This window comes from Halobellus salinus, assembly GCF_014646875.1.
Classification (GTDB): domain Archaea; phylum Halobacteriota; class Halobacteria; order Halobacteriales; family Haloferacaceae; genus Haloquadratum; species Haloquadratum salinum.
In genome coordinates this window covers 133,800-150,909 of the sequence record NZ_BMOC01000003.1, presented here as the reverse complement: position 1 = coordinate 150,909, position 17,110 = coordinate 133,800, and the positions used below count along the sequence as shown (strand labels likewise).

The window sequence follows — 17,110 nt, the reverse complement described above, 5'->3', positions numbered from 1 at the left end:
CGACTCTCCTACTACCGGTAGGATGAGCATTTTCGATACGATCGTGTCGGCGCTTCGCGCGCTGACCGGCGGCGGGAGAGCCGAGGAGCCGACCACCGAACCGGGGCCGACCGAACCGCAGGACGGACGGGTAGCCGTCGAACACGATCCCGACGCGGCGCAGCCGACCCCCGACGCGGCGACCGAAGCGGCGGTCAAAGGCGGCGATGCGCCGACGGAGGCCACGAGCGGCGATACGGCCGCGGGCGAGTCCAAGGACGACGCGCCGACGGGGAGCGCGGACGACGCCGAACCGACAGCGGACGGCGCGACGGCGTCCGTCGAGACGATCAAAGGCATCGGGCCGGCGTACGCCGGCCGGCTGGAGGAGTTCGGTATCGAGACCGTGAGCGAACTCGCCGCGGCCGACGCCGTTGAGGTGGCCGACGGGATCGACGTCTCCGAATCCCGGGTGAGCGACTGGATCGGGCGGGCGAGCGGGGGGTCGTAGCCGCCGCGCGATGGCCGGGTTGTCCCACGTCGACGGCGACCTCGTCCCGGCGGCGGAGGCGTCCGTGAGCGTCCACGACCGCGGATTCCTATACGGTGACGCGGTCTTCGAGACGCTCCGGATCTACGGCGGTGCGGTGTTCCGCTGGGATGACCACGCCGAGCGCCTCGCCCGCTCCGCGGCGGCGCTCTCGCTCGACCACGGGCTCTCGTCGGCCGACCTCCGGAGACGCGTCGCGGAGACGCTCCGTGCGAACGGCCTCGACAACGCGTTGGTCAGGCTCTCAATCACCCGTGGCGTCGGGTCGGGCGGTCTCAGTCCCGACCCCGATGCCGACCCGACCGTCGTGGTCCACGCCGAGTCGCTCCCCCGCGGCGGCGTCGGCTCCGACCCGGTCCGGGGCGGGCCGGCAACGCTCCAGACGGTGAAGACCCGCCGCGTCCCCGACGCCGCGATCCCCTCGGAGGTGAAGACACACAACCACATCAACGCCGTCCTGGCCCGGCTCGAACTCCGTGTCTCCGGCGCCGACGAAGCCGTGATGCTTGACGGCGACGGCCGCCTCGCGGAGGGCACCACGAGCGCTCTCTTTTTTGTTGACGGCAACGCCCTCTGCACCCCGAGCCTCGACGGTCCCGTTCTGCCGGGTGTCACCCGCGCCGAGGTCATCGACATCGCGGAGGGGGAGGGGATCCCCGTGACCGAGGGCTCGTTCACCCCCGAAGACCTCCGGAGCGCCGAAGAGGCGTTCGTCACGACCACGACCCGCGGAATCCGGCCCGTCGGGACGGTCGACGGGATCGACGTCGGCGCCGGCCCGGTCACGGCGCTCCTCCGCCGGGTCTACAACGCCCGCATCGAACGCGAGTGCTACGGCGGCGAACGGCTGTCGGGCGCTGGCGGCAGCACTCCGGGCGACAGCGAAGCCGGAGACGGGGACGGAGACGGGGACGGGGACGCGGACTCCTGACCCCGGAACCGTCACGTTTGAACGCCTCGGACCCGGAATACGCATATGAACGAGGACCGCCGCATCGTCGACACCGACGAGGTGACCGCCGAGGACACCGTCGTCTTCACCGCCCGATCCGGGTTCGAGACGACGGAGGGGCTGCTCACCCGCCTCGGCGACGGCACGGTCGTGGCGTACACCAACTACTGTCCCCACTGGCGTGACGTCCGGCTCGACAAGGGGCCGGGCGCCACTGTCCGGGACGAGGAACTCGTCTGCGGGAAACACGGCGCGAGCTTCGAGAAAGCGACCGGCCACTGCGACTTCGGACCTTGCGAGGGGGCGGTCCTCGATACGTTCGAGGTGACTGTCGCCGAGGGAGGCGTGTACCTGACCGACGAGGAGTGGGAGAGTGCCGACCCCGGACTCTCCGAGGAACGGGATCTCTCCTCGGGGAGCCGGATCGACTTCTGATACTGTCGGCTATAACTACGTGAAGATTTTCGACACCCCGGGGTGTCGAAATACGTCACGCGACTATAGCCGACAGTATGAGATCCGCAGTCGAGAACTCGACTATCCACGGCGCATCAACGTTCCGCTCAGGGTCAAATTCTCGGGAAAATAGCGGGAGGTGAACTGCCTCGGTGTCAAGTGGTTCGAGACGCAACACGTCTCGTTACACGAAAATCGAGATTTCCGTACGAGCGCAAGGCTTCCCGTGGATTAGTCTTTTCAGCGTCGATGCATTGCTTCGAGAACTCCTTGTACAGGTCGTCCTCGAAGTCAACAGTGAGTCGCTTGGTCATCTCACGCGTATTATCTATTCACGCGATTACTTAATATTCATCCGCGGAACGAAACTGTTGAAGAAGCACTAACGCCTGTAGTGCGGTCGAAAACTCGGGTCGTCGGAGGCACATCATCAGGCAGATCAAAAGTCGATCTCGCGCGGAGTAGCGGGAGGTAGATTTGAACTACCGATCTCCGGGTTATGAGCCCGGCGGAATCTCCTGGCTATCCCATCCCGCTACCAAAATGAAGTCGAGGGGTACGGTTAAGGATTGTGTTTCGGCCGCAGTATGGCAGTTTGCCACGGCGCGTCAGGAGCGCGTCACGCGCCAGGTAAGGAGGCTTTCGGCGATGTAGTTCAGCAGCACCGACGCTCCGATCGCGATCGGGATCGGGATCAGTTGCCAGACGTCGACCCCGAGAACCACCATCGACAGTTCGAGTTGCCGGAACCCGCGGACGATCAGGAACTGGACGGCGAGCCCGCCACTTCTCACCAGGTTCGATCGGAGAAACCGGGCCAGGGTGGGCCCCACCCCGGGTGCGCCGAGTTCGGAGAACGTCCACCGCTCGTTGATCGCGAACATCACGACGATCGCGACCTCCGCGCCGACGAGTTTGGCGTACTCTCCGAGGACACCGAGCCCGACGATGAGCGCCGTGGTGATGGTGACGTCGAACGCGGCCCCGACCGCGCCGACGGACACGAACTTCCCGAACCGGACGCCCGAGGCGAGGGCCGCGACAGTTTCGCGGACCATTCAGTCGGCCTCGGTGGGGTCGGCCGCGTCGGCCGCCGCGAGGCGTTCGATCAGCGCCGGGCCGGGTCGCCGTTGCGAAGCGACCAACTGGTGAAGCCGATCCTCCCGGAGCAGCCGCGCCCGGTGGCGGGAGGTCACGAGCGCCCGCGCCAGTCGGAGCGTGGTGTCGACGGTCGACACGGTCGAATCAGGGTGGTCCTCCCACTGGACCGGCACCTCGACGATCCGGCGGTCGAACGCGCTCGCGACCGCGACGAGTTCGATGTCCCACGCGAACCCCCCCTCGTAGAGGTGTGGCCGGACCCTCCGCCACGTGTCGGCGGTGAGTGCCTTCGCGCCGCACTGGTAGTCGTAGAGCGGCTCGTCGAGGAACCGGCGTGCGAGCCACGCGAACCCGTCGCCCAGCCGCCGCCGGGCGAACGTTTGGTGGGCGCGTACGTCGGCGTCGGGGTGGCGGCGGGAGCCGGCCGCGAGGTCCGCCCCGTCGAGCACCCTGTCGACGACGGCGGCAAACGAATCGGCGGGCGTGCTGCCGTCGGCGTCGGCGAAACCCAGGACCGAAACCCGGTCGACCACCGCCTCGAACCCCGCGGTGATCGCCGCTCCCTTCCCGCGTCTGCTGTCCGCCACCGCGACCTCGACAGGGGCGGGGAGGGGCGTGAGCCGTTCGCGGAGCCCCGGTTCGGGGGCGTCGAGTTCGACCCTGATCACGGTCGGGTCGAGCCGATCGTCCAGTGCCCGAAGATAGGGACCGAGCTGGTCGGCGTCGGGGCGGTAGGCGGGGACAACGATCCCGACGGGACGGGTCATCACCGCGGAGTACCGGCTCCCGTGTAAAAAACGAACCGCTACCGTCCGGAGGTTTATGACCGATAGCGGGGCCACACCCCGCGTGCCCTGATGTTCGCCCCGCGCCGGTCTGCGGCCGTCCGGCACGTCGGCGCGGGGATTCCGGTGTGCCGGCTGTTCGCTACACGACCCACCCTCAGACGACCGTCGGGCGAAAAACGTATGCCCCGGCGTCTCGGCGGATCCGATACGGCAATGGAGTACGCCCTCGTCGCCCGGTGGCTGGTCCTCTACGCCGCGCTCTTCGCGCTCGGGCTCCCCCTTGTCGCCCGGCTCCTCCCCCGGGCGGACGGCCGCGGGGCCGGGCTTGCGGTTCCGGCTGCGCTCGTGACGCTCAGTGTCCCCGCCTACTGGGTCGGACGGGTGACGTGGGGACCGACCGCGCTCGCGGCCGGCGTCGCGACGCTCCTCCTCGCCAGCGCGCTCGCCGGTCTCGACGTTGCCGCCCTCCGCCAGGGTCGGATACGCCTCGCCGTCGACATCGACCGCGGCGCTGCAACCGACGCCGCGGCCGTCTTTCTCCTCGGGTTCGGGGTCGTCGTCGCGATCCGGGCGTTCGACCCCGCGGTGCTGCCGATCGGTGGGGAGAAGTTCCTGGACTTCGGCCTGCTGAAGACCCTCGACCGGTCGACCGTCCTCCCGCCGGAGGACTTCTGGTTCGCGAACCAGCCGGTGAAATACTACTACGGCGGCCACCTGACCGCGACGCTTTTGTCGTGGCTGACCGCGACGCCGCCGCGGTTCGCGTACAACCTTGCGCTCGCGGGGTTCTACGCCGCGTTGGTGACGGCGGCCTTCGAGCTCGCGGCCGCTGTCGGCGCCGACCGCGGACTCTCCCGGCGGGTCGCCGGCGGGTTCGCGGCGTTCTTTGTCGGGGTCGCGAGCAACCTGGTCACCACCGGCCGGCTCGCGCTGTCGGCGCTCCCGGGGTCGTTGGATCGGACCGCCGCAGGGTACGTCGCCGAACGGACCGACTACACCGTCGAGACCGTCCTCGCGGGCGCGGAGTCGTTCAGCTACTGGAGCGCCTCCCGCGTTATCCCCGGCACGATCAACGAGTTCCCGCTGTTTTCGTGGCTGAACGGTGACCTCCATGCCCACATGATGGGGACGCCAACCCTGCTGCTCGCGGCGGCGGTCGGCTACGCGTACTACCGGACGCCCGCATCGTCGGTGCGCCGCCGGCGCGCGCTACTGTTCGGCGTGCTGCCGATCCTTGCGGCGTGGCAGGCGGTGGTTGACACCTGGAGTTTCCCGAGCATCCTCGCGGTCGGATGGCTGGCGGCGGCGTTCGCGCCCGCTGATCCGTGGACGCTGCTTCCGGGCGGCGGTCGGCTCCGGTCGCTGCTTCCCGGTGATAGCGACCCGGCTGCTGCGGCGACCGCCAGGGGAGACCCACCGATCGCGACCCGGACAGCGGCTGCCGAACTCCGGCGCGTCGGCGGCGCGCTCGCGGTTGCCGCGATCGGCGCGACCATCGCGTCCGTCCTCGCGGCGCCGTTTCTCCTTGGGACGGCGACGGGTGGCAGCGAGCGGTCGATCGAACTCCTCGGCCCGGAGCTCCGGAGCGGGCTCGGGCCGCTGCTCCTGGTTCACGGCGCGTTCCTGGGCGGACTGATGGGCTCTCTCCTCACACGGGTCCGGGTCGCCCGCCCGTGGTTGCTCGTCGGTGGGGTCGCCGCCGCGGTGGCCGTCGGACTGCAGATCGGGTTCGCGGCGCTGGCGGTGTCGGTGCCGCTGCTCCTGCTGGCGTGGATCGCGCTCCGAACCTCGGAGTCGGTGGGCTACGAGGCTGTCCTCGTCGTCGCGGGCGCGGGACTCGTGACGCTCGTCGAACTGGTATACGTGAACGAGCAGGCTGGTCCCGGCCGGATGAACACCGTGTTCAAGACCTACATCCAGGTGTGGGTGTTCTTTGGGACCGCGACGGGAGTGGCGCTCGCGGGGCTGTGGGCCGGCGACGGGGCAACGGACTCCGGTGCCGACAGGCCGGATCGGGCGGTCGAACCTGACGGCGGCGACGCGAAGGCGTCGGGAGCCGAGACCACGACCACCGGCAGCGACATCGGCGGGATCCCGTGGCGGCGGGTCGCGGTCGTCGGGCTCGTGATCGCGCTGGTCGCATCGACCAGTATCTACGGCGTTCTCGCGGTGGGGGCACATTTCAGCAACGCCCCGGCCGACGGCCCGACACTCGACGCCACGCAGTTCGTCCGGACCGACCACCCCGACCAGGCGGCCGCGATCGCGTGGGTCGACGCTCGTGAGGGCCAGCCCACGCTGTTGGAAGCGCCGGGGACCGCGACATACCCCGGGGGCACCGACGGCCGCGACCGCGTGATGTACAGTTGGAACGCCAACCCCGCGTCGAGCCTGACCGGGGTGCCGACCGTCGCGGGGTGGCAGCACGAGGTTGGCTACCGCGGGCAACGGGGATACCTCGATCGCGTCCGCGACGTGGACGCGATGTACACCGGCAACGCGGCGACCCGGGCGGCGCTCCTCGAGCGGTACGGCGTGGACTACATCTGGGTCGGGCCGGGCGAGCGAGCCCGGTACGGCCCGGTGTCGTTCCGAACGGGCGGGATCGAACAGGTCCACCAGTCGGGCGACGTGACGATCTACGCGGTCGACCACAACGCGCTGTCAAAAGAGTAACGCGCGGAGTGAACGGAAAGACGCGTCACGACCCGCGCTTCTCGACGATGTCGATCGCTTCGGCGTCGACGGCGACAACGTCCAGGAAGTGGGGAACGAACTCGCGTTTCTCGAAGGTCTCGCGTTCGTCTTCGGTGCCGACCGTACACCACAACTGCGGTCGGTCGCCGCCGTGGTAGCTGCTCTGGCGATCCAGCGAGAAGCAGACAACCTCCTCGCCATCAACCTCAATGATCGCGCCGCGGCCGATTCCGGGGTCCCCGCGGATGATGACCTTCTTCATACCACGCTCTTGCCACACTCGGGGCTTAACCGCTTCGGAGACGTGTCGCGGCCGCGACCCGAACCAAACGGGTTTTAACCGATCGACGTGAACTCAACGTAAGGTCGATATCTATGGAGATGCCACGCCGATTCAACACGTACTGTCCGAACTGCGACGGCCACCACGAACACGAGGTCGAGAAGGTGCGGACTGGGCGCTCGACCGGAATGAAGTGGAACGCCCGCCAGACCCGCCGCGGCAAGGCCGTGATCGGGAACGCCGGGAAGTTCTCGAAGGTACCCGGTGGGGACAAGCCCACGAAGAAGACCCACCTGAAGTACATCTGCTCGGACTGCGGCAAGGCCCATATGCGCGAGGGCTGGCGCGCCGGGCGCCTCCGGTTCCAGGAGTAACGATGGCGGGGAACTTCTACCGCGTGCGGTGTGAGGACTGTGACAACGAACAGGTCGTCTTCGGCAAAGCCTCCTCGACGGTCAACTGTGCCGTCTGCGGAACGACGCTCGCGACGCCCACCGGGGGCGACGCTCAGATCCACGGCGAGGTTGTCGAGACGGTCGAGCGCCGCTCGGCCGAGGCGTAACGTAACCACGGAGGGTTCAATATATGAAGTACAGCGGATGGCCCGAGTCGGGTGAACTCGTTGTCGGCGAGGTCGACGAGATCACCGACTTCGGTGTCTTCGTCGATCTTGACGAGTACGAGAACAAGCGCGGCCTCTGTCACATCAGTGAGGTCGCAAGTGGGTGGATCAAGAACGTTCGCGACCACGTCCGCGAGGGACAGACCGTCGTCGCGAAGGTGCTCGACGTCGATGAGGGGGCCCAGCAGATCGACCTCTCGGTTAAAGATGTCAACGAGCACCAGCGGAAGGACAAGATCCAGGAGTGGAAGAACCAGCAGAAGGCGGACAACTGGATGGAGATCGCGTTCGGCGAGGACGTCGACGACGAGCGCTACAGCGCCGTCGCAAACGCCATCCTCGCCGAGTTCGAGTCGCTGTACGAGGGATTCGAGTCCGCCGCGATCCACGGCGCCGAAGCCTTAGACGATGTCGATCTCGACGACGAAGAGGTCCGGGCGGTCGTCCAGACCGCCCGCCAGAACGTCTCGGTGCCGTACGTCACCGTGACGGGCTACGTCGACATCCGGTGTCCTACCGGCGACGGCGTCGACTCCATCACGGAGGCGCTGCAGGCCGCGGAGGGCAACGGCGAGGTCCCCGAAGAGATCGACCTCGCGGTCACCTACGTCGGCTCCCCCGAGTACCGGATCCGGGTCCAGGCGCCGGACTACAAGACCGCCGAGAACGCACTGGAGTCGGCCGCGGGTCGGGCCCGCGAGTCGATCGAAGCGGCCGCCGGGACCGCCGAGTACCACCGCGAGCGTCGCGAAGACGACGAGTAAACGCGGGGCTGGCGATGAAATCTGACATCCGGGTGTGTGCGGCGTGGCGTGACGCCCACAACCGCCCGGTCTACACCCTCGGCGACACCTGCCCGGAGTGCGATGCCGAGACCGAGAACTCTGCACCCGCGCCGTTCGACCCCGAGGACGCCTACGGCGAGTACCGACGCGCTCTTAAACGACGCGGCCGCGAGTGAAGGTATGGACGATATCGAAGTTGAGACGGTCGCGGAGCCGACGCTCCACGATCCGGCGCTGATCGAGGGGCTGCCCGGCGTCGGCCACGTCGGTAAACTGGCCGCCGAGCATCTGCTTGAGGAGTTCGACTCCGAACTCGTGGTCCGGGTCCACTCCGACGAGTTCCCCCCGCAGGTCGGGATCGGCAACGAGGGCGTCGCGTCGCTGGCGTGTGCGGAGTTCCACGCGGTTGACGCCGGCGACCGCGACCTGCTGGTGTTGACCGGCGACCACCAGGCGCAGTCGCACTCGGGACACTACCACGTCACCGACGCGTTCCTGGACGTCGCGGCGTCGTTCGACGTCGCCGACATCTACGCGCTGGGGGGCGTGCCGACCGGCGAACTCGTCGAGGAACCCGACGTGCTGGGCGCTGTCGGCAACGAGGAGGGCCTCGGCCCGCTGCGTGAGGCCGGCGTGGAGTTCCGGGAAGGCGAACCCGCCGGCGGGATCGTCGGTGTCAGCGGCCTGCTTTTGGGGCTCGGCGAGCGCCGCGGGCTCGCCGCGTCGTGTCTGATGGGCGAAACCAGCGGCTACCTCGTCGACCCCACCAGCGCGCAGGCGGTACTGGAGGTTCTAGAGGAAGTCGTCGGCTTCGAGGTCGGCTACGACTCCCTGGAAGAACGCGCCGAGGAGATGAAAGAAGTCGTCGAGAAACTCCAGGAGATGCAGAGCCAACAGCAGGGGATGCCGGCCGACGACGACCTCCGGTATATCGGGTAGCCACCCGACGCGTCGGTTTTTCGCCGGTCACGCCTCGATGATGTCGTCGTCCTCGCCGGGTGGAACTGCGAGCCGACCGTCGAGCGACGTGACCGCACGCCCGCCGACTCGGACCGTCGCGCCGACCCGCACCCGGATCCGGCCGGGGCGGTCGACGAAGTGGCCCTGCTCGAAGATCATCTCCTTGGGGAGTTCGCCGTCGAAGCCGGAGACCTCGCGGAGGTACGCCCCACACGCGCCGGCGGCGGTCCCCGTGACCGGATCCTCCCGGATGCCGAGTCCGGGGGCGAACGCGCGGGCGTGGAGCGTCGAGTCGCCCTCCAGCGTGTCGAACGTGAACGCGTAGACGCCCGCGGCGTCGTACTCCTCGGCGAGGGTTTCGACCGCCGGGTGGTCGGGCGCGGCCGAACTCAGGTGTTCCAGGAAGTTCACCGGAACCACCAGGAACCGCAGCCCGGTCGAGGCGACGGCGGTCGGGAGGTCGGCACCGACGTCCCGGAGCGCGGCGGGATCGATTCCGAGTGCGTCGCCCAGTCGGTCGTAACCGATGTCGACGCGGCGGACCTCCGGCCGGTTCTGTGTCATCCAGACGATCCCGTCGTCGCCGACCTCGACGTCGAGCAGGCCCACGTTGGTCTCGACGGTGTGTTCGCCGGCGTTGATGGCGCCCTCCTGATAGAGGTGCGCGTGGGCGGCGATGGTGGCGTGGCCGCAGAGGTCCACCTCCTGGGTCGGCGAAAAATACCGGAGCCGCCGGTCAGCATCGTCGGCGGGCAGCACGAACGCGGTCTCGCTGACCGACAGCTCCGCGGCGACGGCGCCCATCCGGTCGGCTGACAACCCCGCCGCGTCGGGGATGACACCGGCGGGGTTTCCGGCGAGCGGGTCAGCGGTGAACGCGTCAACGAGTAGCGCGCGGCGGGTGTCCATACTCCGACCAACGCCCGCCCGGCTCAAAAGTCCTCGTCGGGGCAGCGAGACGAACGAATTAAGCCGTCGGCTCGACGGATAAAACACGGTGACTGATACGTATGGGCGAACTGCCCGATGAGTTCGATTGCACGATAACAAACTGGGAGTACATCTACGGGTTGTGCCGCGACGTGAGCGACCAGGTGAAGGCCGTCGACTTCGAGCCGGACGTGGTGGTGGCACTCGCCCGTGGCGGGTGGTTCGCGGGGCGGTGCATCTGCGACTTCCTGGGGCTCGACGACCTCACGAGCCTGAAGATGGAACACTACGTCGGGACCGCCGAGAAGACCGGCGAGCCGGAGATCCGGTACCCGATGCCCGAGGGCAGCGTCGCGGGCAAGGACGTGCTCGTCATCGACGATATCGCCGACACCGGCGGGTCGATCGAGCGCGCCTACGAGTACGTGACCGACCGCGACGCGGGTGAGGTCCGGACCGCAACGCTCCAACTGCTGGGCACAAGCGAGTTCGACCCCGACTTCGTCGGCGAGCGGTTGGAGGAGTGGACCTGGATCGTCTACCCCTGGAACTTCGTTGAGGACATGGTCGATCTCGTGTCGGGTGTGATGGCGACAGCCGACGCGGAAACCTTCGACGCCCAGTCAATCCGGCATCACCTGGCGGCGTTCCACGGCATCGACCGGATCGAAATGGAGATCGCCCAACCCGACCGGATGGACGAGGTGCTCGAGGAGATGCAGCGCCGCGGCGTGATCGAGTCCGCCGCCGGCGACGCCTGGCGGCTCGCCGAGTGACCTCGGCGTGGTCGCGCCGATCTCCGTGTTCACGACAGCGATCCTCCCCATCGTCGCGGTCGGCGGTGTCGGCTACCTGCTGGGGTCGATCCGCGACGTTGAGACCAACGCACTCAACACGGTCGTTGTCTACGTCTTGGCACCCGCGCTCGTTTTCCACAGCCTCGCGACCACAACACTCGCGGGGTCGACCCTGGTCCGGATCACGGCCGCAGTCGTCCTGTTTCACCTCGGTGCGATCGTACTCGTCGAGGCCGTCGGCCGGGTGGTCGGGGCGTCGCAGACGGCGCTCGCGGCGCTCATCCTCGTCACTGCGTTCCCCAACACCGGGAACTACGGGATCCCGGTCTCGAACTTCGCGTTCGGCGAGACCGGGCGGGCGACGGCGGTGGTGGCGCTGTCGGTCCAGGCCGTCCTGATCTACACCCTCGGGGTGTACGTCGCCGGCCGCGGGGGCAGCGACGGCGTGGCCGCGGGCGTCCGGCGGGTGTTCAGCGTGCCGCTGGTGTACGCCGTCGTCGCCGCACTCGTGGCGCGGTGGCTGGATGTGCTCCCACCCGCGGACACCTCGGCGATGTCGACGCTGCAACTGGTCGGCGACTCGGCGATTCCGGTGATGCTGCTGGTGGTGGGGATCCAACTCGCCCGGACCGATGTGGGGTCGACGCTGTCGGCCGTCGGCGGCGCGGTCGCCCTGAAGATGGTCGTCGCGCCGGTGCTCGGCGTCGGCGTCGCGCTCGTGATCGGGTTCTCCGACCCCGTGGTCGCGCGGACGTTCGTACTTGAGACCGCGATGCCCTCGGCGGTCACCCCGATCATCCTCGTGGGGGAGTTCGCGGAGGGCGAGGTCGCGGGCGTCCCGATCGGGGAGTTCGTCTCGACCGCCATCTTCGCGACGACGCTCGTCTCGGTGGTCACGCTGACGGCGGTCATCGCGATCCTGCAGACCGGCGTCGTGGTGTGAGTATACGTTCTTCGGGGAGTATCCAGGAGCGTGTCAGAACGCCTCGGTTGCGACGCCGAGCGCCTCAAAGTCGCGCACGTTGTCGTTGACATCCTCCCCGCGGTGAAGTGCGAGGATTCCTTCGTGGGACAGCAGGCCGTTCCTCCCTCCCTGAAGGCACCCTGACCGAGGCCACGAGGGTCTCGGCTGTGGTTCGTGAGTAGTGCGTCGGGCCACCGAAGTGGCGTGGTGTGCTTTGTGTATCCGCTTGCACCTCACGGGCCGTGCCATCGACCCGACTCAACCCCGCTGGGTGAGTAGAACACTCGACACAGGGTTGCTTTTTGATGACGGAGACCCCAATCCAACTCCAATTTTCGCCTGATGTGCTTGTGTTACAATATGCTGTCGGGCTACTTACTACTCGTGGTCAGCGTCCCTGTTGTCGGATTCATCCCCGCGCTAAATCACGGGGCTTTCTCCTTGATTCTCCGTAAGGACCGGATCGCCGAGGTGCTCTGACACCGCGGCGACCATCGCGTCGACATCGTCGACGCCCGCAGCGCCCGGCCCGCCCGCTTCCCGGTCCGCCTTCGCCAGTAGACGCCCCGCCCGACGAGCGATCTCGGTGTCGATCTCCACGACTGGGTAGAGCCGACACGCGTTCCGCACCTGCCGTTTTTCCTCGTCGGTGCCGGCCATCTCGACGCCGTACTCCAACTCCCCGACAACCGGCGCCGGGAGCCACTGGACCTCCCCGGACGCTGCCAGTTCCTTGCCCCTCTCGAACGCACCGCGGTCGCCGTTCCCGAGTGCGATCAGAAACGACGTGTCAATGATCATCGCGCAGACGTTCGGTGAGTCGCTCTCGCTTCTCGCCCGCGTTTTCCGACGTCGCGTCGATGGCCTCACGCATCCCCGCCGCGGTTTCGTCAGAGAGGATACCCGCGCTCTCCGTCGGCGATGGACCGCCGATCAGCCTCCTGAGGGTGTCTTCCATCGTCTCGTCGTCGCGGTTGTGGGCTCTGATCCGCGCGTGGAACTCCTCGGAGAGACGGACCGACTTGCTCATACTGTATACTCGAATATATCATTTGATCAATATTACGCAGCCCGGAATGTGATGGCGGACGCGAACACCGTCCGTTCGCCCCGCACCCGCCACGTTTTAACGCCGCCGCGTCCCCACGACGCGTATGGCCATCGGATTCATTGGCGGCAGCGGGATCTACGACGCCCTGCCGCTCGAAGACACCCGCGAGGTCGACGTCGAGACGCCGTTCGGACGCCCCTCCGCGCCGCCGACGGTCGGGGAGTTCGGCAACACCGGCCGGGAGGTCGCGTTTATCCCTCGGCACGGCACCGACCACCAGTACTCGCCGACGACGCTGCCGTACCGCGCGAACGTCTTCGCGCTGAAGCAACTCGGCGTCACGCACGTGCTGGCGTCGAACGCCGTCGGGAGCCTCCGTGCGGACCTCCCCCCGCAGACGCTGGTGCTGCCCGACCAGATCTACGACCGGACGAAACACCGCGATCTGACCTTCTTCGACGACGGGATCGTCGTCCACCAGGGGTTCGCGCAACCGTACTGCCCGGAACTCAACGCGATACTCGAAGACGCCGCCGACTCGGCCACCGACGCCGACGTGGTCCGCGGCGGCACCTACGTCTGCATCGAGGGCCCGCAGTTCTCCACGCGCGCCGAGAGCGAGTTCTATCGCGCGCAGGGGTGGGATGTCATCGGGATGACCACGATCCCGGAGGCGAAACTCGCTCGGGAGGCCGAGATGGCGTACGCCACGATCGCTGGCGTCACCGACTACGACGTGTGGAACGGCGACAGCCAGGTGAGTCTGGAGGAGGTGCTTGAAAACGCGGCGGCCAACGAGACCGCGATCAAGGAGACCGTCGAGGCCGCGATCGACGCGATCTCTGAGGATCACGAGTGCGACTGCCACTCTTCGCTCGCGAACACGATCAACACGCCCGAGGAGGCGATCCCGGAGTCGACGAAAACGGAGTTGGAGCCGCTGATCGGGAAATACGTGGGGTAGTTGCATCCATCCGGCGGTGTGGCGTCGTGTGATGGCAACGTCCTCGAGCGCGGGAGAGCCTCAGGACTCGTTGGACCCGCGGACGATTCCTACGTTACTCGTCGCCTCCTGACTGACACGTTCGGCGATCGTCCCGAACATAACCCGGGAGGCTGCGCTCCGTTCGGACAGCCCGACACAGATCGTGTTGTATCGGTTGACCGTATCGAGTATCGCGGCCTCGATGTCGTCATCGACGATCACCTCACGCTCGAACGCCTCCGGATCGAGCCCCGCCTGTTCGGCAACATCTTCGATGACGACTTCTCCCCGCTTCCGTGCCGCAGCTTCGCCGTCCGCCATCGGTTGTTGGACGTTCAGCAGCGTCGGCACGGTCCCGTCGACGGTGGCGAAATCGGCTGCTCGCCGTGCGGCGACCGGTGAGTGGGGGCCGGGACCCGCAAGCGCGACGGGGGTGCCGATAGTCTCGTCGTGGAGCGTGACGAGCGTCACTTCACACGGGGCCTTCTCGACGACGGAGTCGAGGTTCGGACCGAAGACGTGTCCTTGCCGCGTCAGCGTCCCTCCCCATCCGAGCAGCACTTGATCCGGCTCCTCGTCGACGATCGCCTCCAGAATCGTCCCGTCGACGCGTTCGCCCGTCATCGCGACCGTCCGTAACTGCACGTCCATTTCGGCCGCGATGTCGCGAGTCGCTTCGAGAAGGTCGCGTTGGTTCTCCAGCCGCTCGGCCGCGACGTTCTGCTGCGGGTCGGGATCCTCGATTTGGAGGACGTTGACGGCGACGAGTTCGGGCGTTCCTTCGTCGGTATGCGCGCGTGCGGTGGCGGCCGCGAGCCGGATGAGACCACGCTGGGTGTCGGGGTTCGCAACCGGGACGAGGACCCGGTAGGCGTCCGTCGTTGGCGCGATGGCTTCGTCGATGAGTCCCCGGTCGACGGCGTGGTCTCTGACGTACACGAAGTACCAGCCGACGCCGAGCCCGACGATGCCGAGTCCCAGGACGATGATGATGGGTGCCATCTGTGAGATGACGACGACCGTCAGGATCACGCCCAAAACCGGGACTGCCGGGTACAGAACGTCCGGGATTCTGAACGACGGGTCGTAGTCCTCCGGATCGGCTCGACGGAAGACGACGAGCGCAACGTGGACGAGCGAGTAGGACACGAGGAAGCTGAAGCTGGCCACCTCGGCCAGGAGGGCGACGATGGTTTCGACCTGAAGCCCGACGGCGATCAACAGCGCGATGACGGCGCCAGTGACGACGATCGCTCGGTGTGGCGTTCCGAACCGACCGTGCGTAACGCTGAGCCAGTCGCTCATCAGGTCGTCCCGGCCCATCGCGAAGTTCACTCGTGCCGCGGCGAGCACCGAGGAGTTCGAACTCGAGATCGCGGCGATGGCGGCAGCCGCCACGATCGCCACCACGCCGACGGCGCCGGCGAAGACGACCGCGACGTCCGACACCGGAACCAGCGAATCCCCGATCGCCTGATACGGAAGCACGCCCGTCGTGACGATCATCACCAGGGCGTAGAGGATCGTCACCAACACGACGGAGAGGATCATCGTCAGCGGGATGTTCCGACTCGGATCCTTGATCTCACCCGCGACTGTCGCAATGATCTCGAACCCGAGAAACGAGACGAAGACGACGCCGGTCGTCGCGATGATGCCGCTCGGCCCCGTCGGGGCGAACGGGTCGAGGTTCGTCGGGTCGATGAAGAACAGCCCGAGCGCGACGTAGGCGAGGACGACGACGGTCTCGGCGCCGATCATTATGTTCTGTAACTGGCTGGACTCCTCGGTGCCGTAGTAGTTGACGCCGACGATCAGCGACAGTCCGACGAGGCCGAGGAGCACAACGAACGCCCGACCGTCCAGAAACGGGATCGGTTCGACGAGATACTGCCCGAAGCCGATCATGTAGAAGCCACTTGCGAACATCAGGCCGGTCCACATCCCCCACCCGACGATGCTGCCAAAGAAGCCGCCGAGCGCCCGGTTGACGTAGTGGTAGCTCCCGCCGGCGATCGGCATGCCGGTCGCCAACTCCGATAGGGAAAGCGCCGCCAGCAGTGCGACGAACCCCGCGATGAGGAACGAGACCGAACTCGCTGGCCCCGCACCCTCGGCCGCGATCCCGGGGAGGATGAAGATCCCGGCCCCGATCATCGTCCCACCGCCGAGGGTCATCGCCTCGAGAAAGCCGATGTTGCGCTCGAGTTGACCCCCGCTCATCGATTCACCAGCTGACCGTCCGAAAAGGGGACGGAGTGGACATCACACGTCCTCGAGCGACGCTCGCCAGGGGGTTGTTCGCCGATCGTCACTCCCCTGTCGGTGAGTGCCGCGTAGTGGTGGGTGAGCTTCAGCCAGCCACGGTCCTCTCGCCCGATCCTCGCCGGTACTGGCGTCGCTGGTCTTGTCGGGCATCCGAGGGAGAGCTGTACAGTCGCTACTGGTGTCCTCGTGTCCATCAATTTGAATTCCTCACTCGATGTCTCTCACGATGACTGCCGGCGTCTCGATTTCCGCAAGAATGGGCGTGAGCACGGCCCCGAGAATCCGATCTCTGAGCGACGGCTCTCCTTCCCCGAGGACGACGAAATCGTAGTCCGCAACGAGATCGATGATTTTACGCTTCGGAGAGCCGCCCTCCGAAAGCTGCCAGTCGATCCGGTCGCGGTCGACCCCCTCCTCGGTGAGTCGGTCGGCCGCTCCACGGAGCACGAATTCGCCCTGACTCGGATCAGTCCCTTGCGGCACGGAGTGAAACAGCGTGACCGTAGCGTCACTGGCCCGGACTAACTCGCCGACGAGCGAAACGATCCGTTCGAGGTTCACGTCGCCGCGCAACGGGACGAGAATCCGATCAATCGCGTCAGTTTCACCGGGAACGAAGACAGCATCACAGTCATACTGATCTGCGATCCGGTCGATCGTATCCTGTCGGTCCTTCGTAAACACGAGAACGTCCTCGACCTCGTGGTCTCCGCGGGCGAATCTGGATACGATGCTCTCCAATCGCTCTGCTGCCTCTGCCTCGTGATCTTCCTTGAGGTGTGCCGGGGCCGTCTGTTTCGGGACGGGATAGTATCCGAGGACGACGAGGTTGACCGGCTGCAACAGATCGAGGATCACCTGATCAGGCGGCTCCGTGGTCGACACGTCCACGGGCACGAGAATCGTCGCGTCGTCGGTGAGCGGCATCCTGTTGGGATGCTT

At 67.0% G+C, this 17,110-nt stretch carries 20 protein-coding genes and 1 tRNA gene; 12 read left to right on the top strand and 9 right to left on the bottom strand.

What is annotated here, in order from left to right; genetic code table 11:
* Positions 1-22 precede the first annotated feature (22 nt).
* Genes IEX72_RS04115 through IEX72_RS04105 form a run of 3 tightly spaced genes read left to right on the top strand, consistent with a single transcriptional unit; the run spans position 23 to position 1,916 of the window.
* Positions 23-490 carry a helix-hairpin-helix domain-containing protein gene (locus tag IEX72_RS04115; RefSeq protein ID WP_188786115.1) on the top strand — a complete coding sequence of 156 codons (468 nt, stop codon included), beginning with the start codon at positions 23-25 and terminating at the stop codon, positions 488-490.
* 10 nt (positions 491-500) lie between these two features.
* Complete coding sequence (locus IEX72_RS04110; protein WP_188786114.1) at positions 501-1,460, top strand: aminotransferase class IV; 960 nt, start codon at positions 501-503, stop codon at positions 1,458-1,460.
* Between the two features lie 45 nt (positions 1,461-1,505).
* Complete coding sequence (locus IEX72_RS04105; RefSeq protein ID WP_188786113.1) at positions 1,506-1,916, top strand: Rieske (2Fe-2S) protein; 411 nt, start codon at positions 1,506-1,508, stop codon at positions 1,914-1,916.
* 483 nt (positions 1,917-2,399) lie between these two features.
* On the opposite strand, the gene IEX72_RS04100 is transcribed toward IEX72_RS04105, so the two are convergent.
* The 3 genes from IEX72_RS04100 to IEX72_RS04090 all read right to left on the bottom strand — a co-directional run bounded on the left by IEX72_RS04100 (position 2,400) and on the right by IEX72_RS04090 (position 3,805).
* Positions 2,400-2,474 (bottom strand) — tRNA-Met (locus IEX72_RS04100).
* Positions 2,475-2,545: 71 nt separating this feature from the next.
* Positions 2,546-2,995 carry a GtrA family protein gene (locus IEX72_RS04095; protein ID WP_188786112.1) on the bottom strand — a complete coding sequence of 150 codons (450 nt, stop codon included), beginning with the start codon at positions 2,993-2,995 and terminating at the stop codon, positions 2,546-2,548.
* Positions 2,996-3,805, bottom strand: a complete 810-nt coding sequence (locus tag IEX72_RS04090) for a glycosyltransferase (RefSeq protein WP_188786111.1) — start codon at positions 3,803-3,805, stop codon at positions 2,996-2,998.
* Between the two features lie 234 nt (positions 3,806-4,039).
* On the opposite strand from IEX72_RS04090, the gene IEX72_RS04085 reads away from it, so the two are divergent.
* On the top strand, positions 4,040-6,502 hold the full coding sequence (locus IEX72_RS04085; protein WP_188786200.1) for a DUF2298 domain-containing protein: 2,463 nt from the start codon (positions 4,040-4,042) through the stop codon (positions 6,500-6,502).
* Between the two features lie 25 nt (positions 6,503-6,527).
* Here IEX72_RS04085 and IEX72_RS04080 read toward each other — a convergent pair whose 3' ends face one another.
* Complete coding sequence (locus tag IEX72_RS04080; protein ID WP_188786110.1) at positions 6,528-6,785, bottom strand: HAH_0734 family protein; 258 nt, start codon at positions 6,783-6,785, stop codon at positions 6,528-6,530.
* A 113-nt stretch (positions 6,786-6,898) separates the two neighbouring features.
* Between IEX72_RS04080 and IEX72_RS04075 the strand changes: the two genes are divergently transcribed.
* The 5 genes from IEX72_RS04075 to IEX72_RS04055 are packed head-to-tail and all read left to right on the top strand — an operon-like array spanning position 6,899 to position 9,152.
* Positions 6,899-7,180: a 50S ribosomal protein L44e gene (locus tag IEX72_RS04075; RefSeq protein ID WP_188786109.1), complete on the top strand. Its 282-nt coding sequence runs from the start codon at positions 6,899-6,901 to the stop codon at positions 7,178-7,180.
* 2 nt (positions 7,181-7,182) lie between these two features.
* Positions 7,183-7,368: a 30S ribosomal protein S27e gene (locus IEX72_RS04070; protein WP_188786108.1), complete on the top strand. Its 186-nt coding sequence runs from the start codon at positions 7,183-7,185 to the stop codon at positions 7,366-7,368.
* A 23-nt stretch (positions 7,369-7,391) separates the two neighbouring features.
* The gene (locus tag IEX72_RS04065) at positions 7,392-8,192 is read left to right on the top strand and encodes a translation initiation factor IF-2 subunit alpha (protein ID WP_188786107.1); all 801 of its coding nucleotides are present in this window, start codon (positions 7,392-7,394) and stop codon (positions 8,190-8,192) included.
* A 14-nt stretch (positions 8,193-8,206) separates the two neighbouring features.
* Positions 8,207-8,389, top strand: a complete 183-nt coding sequence (locus IEX72_RS04060) for an RNA-protein complex protein Nop10 (protein WP_188786106.1) — start codon at positions 8,207-8,209, stop codon at positions 8,387-8,389.
* A 4-nt stretch (positions 8,390-8,393) separates the two neighbouring features.
* Positions 8,394-9,152 (top strand): proteasome assembly chaperone family protein, encoded by a 759-nt coding sequence (locus IEX72_RS04055; RefSeq protein WP_188786105.1) that lies wholly within the window; start codon positions 8,394-8,396, stop codon positions 9,150-9,152.
* A 27-nt stretch (positions 9,153-9,179) separates the two neighbouring features.
* Here the strand turns inward: IEX72_RS04055 and IEX72_RS04050 are convergent, their stop codons facing one another.
* Complete coding sequence (locus tag IEX72_RS04050) at positions 9,180-10,082, bottom strand: PhzF family phenazine biosynthesis protein (protein ID WP_188786104.1); 903 nt, start codon at positions 10,080-10,082, stop codon at positions 9,180-9,182.
* A 101-nt stretch (positions 10,083-10,183) separates the two neighbouring features.
* Between IEX72_RS04050 and IEX72_RS04045 the strand changes: the two genes are divergently transcribed.
* Together IEX72_RS04045 and IEX72_RS04040 are read left to right on the top strand one after the other, a co-directional pair.
* Complete coding sequence (locus tag IEX72_RS04045) at positions 10,184-10,879, top strand: phosphoribosyltransferase (RefSeq protein WP_188786103.1); 696 nt, start codon at positions 10,184-10,186, stop codon at positions 10,877-10,879.
* Between the two features lie 7 nt (positions 10,880-10,886).
* Positions 10,887-11,843, top strand: coding sequence for an AEC family transporter (locus IEX72_RS04040; RefSeq protein ID WP_188786102.1), 957 nt, complete (start codon positions 10,887-10,889; stop codon positions 11,841-11,843).
* 441 nt (positions 11,844-12,284) lie between these two features.
* Here the strand turns inward: IEX72_RS04040 and IEX72_RS04035 are convergent, their stop codons facing one another.
* Both IEX72_RS04035 and IEX72_RS04030 read right to left on the bottom strand, forming a co-directional pair.
* Complete coding sequence (locus IEX72_RS04035; protein WP_188786101.1) at positions 12,285-12,665, bottom strand: PIN domain-containing protein; 381 nt, start codon at positions 12,663-12,665, stop codon at positions 12,285-12,287.
* A complete protein-coding gene (locus tag IEX72_RS04030) occupies positions 12,655-12,894 on the bottom strand; it encodes a hypothetical protein (protein ID WP_188786100.1) in 240 nt (79 codons plus the stop codon). The genes IEX72_RS04035 and IEX72_RS04030 overlap by 11 nt, the downstream gene beginning before the upstream one ends.
* 124 nt (positions 12,895-13,018) lie before the next feature.
* Here IEX72_RS04030 and mtnP point away from each other — a divergent pair, with 124 nt between their 5' ends.
* On the top strand, positions 13,019-13,879 hold the full coding sequence (gene mtnP / locus IEX72_RS04025; RefSeq protein WP_188786099.1) for an S-methyl-5'-thioadenosine phosphorylase: 861 nt from the start codon (positions 13,019-13,021) through the stop codon (positions 13,877-13,879).
* Between the two features lie 60 nt (positions 13,880-13,939).
* Here mtnP and IEX72_RS04020 read toward each other — a convergent pair whose 3' ends face one another.
* Both IEX72_RS04020 and IEX72_RS04015 read right to left on the bottom strand, forming a co-directional pair.
* A complete protein-coding gene (locus IEX72_RS04020; RefSeq protein ID WP_188786098.1) occupies positions 13,940-16,123 on the bottom strand; it encodes an amino acid permease in 2,184 nt (727 codons plus the stop codon).
* 252 nt (positions 16,124-16,375) lie between these two features.
* Positions 16,376-17,095, bottom strand: coding sequence for a universal stress protein (locus tag IEX72_RS04015; protein ID WP_188786097.1), 720 nt, complete (start codon positions 17,093-17,095; stop codon positions 16,376-16,378).
* Positions 17,096-17,110: the final 15 nt, after the last annotated feature.

What these genes read in the sequence shown, in the direction of transcription:
- IEX72_RS04095 (WP_188786112.1), bottom strand. Translation starts at nt 2,995, where the DNA reads ATGGTCCGCGAAACTGTCGCGGCCCTCGCCTCGGGCGTCCGGTTCGGG.
- IEX72_RS04030 (WP_188786100.1), bottom strand. Translation starts at nt 12,894, where the DNA reads ATGAGCAAGTCGGTCCGTCTCTCCGAGGAGTTCCACGCGCGGATCAGA.
- IEX72_RS04105 (WP_188786113.1), top strand. Translation starts at nt 1,506, where the DNA reads ATGAACGAGGACCGCCGCATCGTCGACACCGACGAGGTGACCGCCGAG.
- IEX72_RS04085 (WP_188786200.1), top strand. Translation starts at nt 4,040, where the DNA reads ATGGAGTACGCCCTCGTCGCCCGGTGGCTGGTCCTCTACGCCGCGCTC.
- IEX72_RS04090 (WP_188786111.1), bottom strand. Translation starts at nt 3,805, where the DNA reads ATGACCCGTCCCGTCGGGATCGTTGTCCCCGCCTACCGCCCCGACGCC.
- IEX72_RS04035 (WP_188786101.1), bottom strand. Translation starts at nt 12,665, where the DNA reads ATGATCATTGACACGTCGTTTCTGATCGCACTCGGGAACGGCGACCGC.
- IEX72_RS04070 (WP_188786108.1), top strand. Translation starts at nt 7,183, where the DNA reads ATGGCGGGGAACTTCTACCGCGTGCGGTGTGAGGACTGTGACAACGAA.
- IEX72_RS04060 (WP_188786106.1), top strand. Translation starts at nt 8,207, where the DNA reads ATGAAATCTGACATCCGGGTGTGTGCGGCGTGGCGTGACGCCCACAAC.
- IEX72_RS04115 (WP_188786115.1), top strand. Translation starts at nt 23, where the DNA reads ATGAGCATTTTCGATACGATCGTGTCGGCGCTTCGCGCGCTGACCGGC.
- IEX72_RS04075 (WP_188786109.1), top strand. Translation starts at nt 6,899, where the DNA reads ATGGAGATGCCACGCCGATTCAACACGTACTGTCCGAACTGCGACGGC.
- IEX72_RS04045 (WP_188786103.1), top strand. Translation starts at nt 10,184, where the DNA reads ATGGGCGAACTGCCCGATGAGTTCGATTGCACGATAACAAACTGGGAG.
- IEX72_RS04065 (WP_188786107.1), top strand. Translation starts at nt 7,392, where the DNA reads ATGAAGTACAGCGGATGGCCCGAGTCGGGTGAACTCGTTGTCGGCGAG.
- IEX72_RS04015 (WP_188786097.1), bottom strand. Translation starts at nt 17,095, where the DNA reads ATGCCGCTCACCGACGACGCGACGATTCTCGTGCCCGTGGACGTGTCG.
- IEX72_RS04080 (WP_188786110.1), bottom strand. Translation starts at nt 6,785, where the DNA reads ATGAAGAAGGTCATCATCCGCGGGGACCCCGGAATCGGCCGCGGCGCG.
- IEX72_RS04055 (WP_188786105.1), top strand. Translation starts at nt 8,394, where the DNA reads ATGGACGATATCGAAGTTGAGACGGTCGCGGAGCCGACGCTCCACGAT.
- IEX72_RS04110 (WP_188786114.1), top strand. Translation starts at nt 501, where the DNA reads ATGGCCGGGTTGTCCCACGTCGACGGCGACCTCGTCCCGGCGGCGGAG.
- mtnP (WP_188786099.1), top strand. Translation starts at nt 13,019, where the DNA reads ATGGCCATCGGATTCATTGGCGGCAGCGGGATCTACGACGCCCTGCCG.
- IEX72_RS04050 (WP_188786104.1), bottom strand. Translation starts at nt 10,082, where the DNA reads ATGGACACCCGCCGCGCGCTACTCGTTGACGCGTTCACCGCTGACCCG.
- IEX72_RS04020 (WP_188786098.1), bottom strand. Translation starts at nt 16,123, where the DNA reads ATGAGCGGGGGTCAACTCGAGCGCAACATCGGCTTTCTCGAGGCGATG.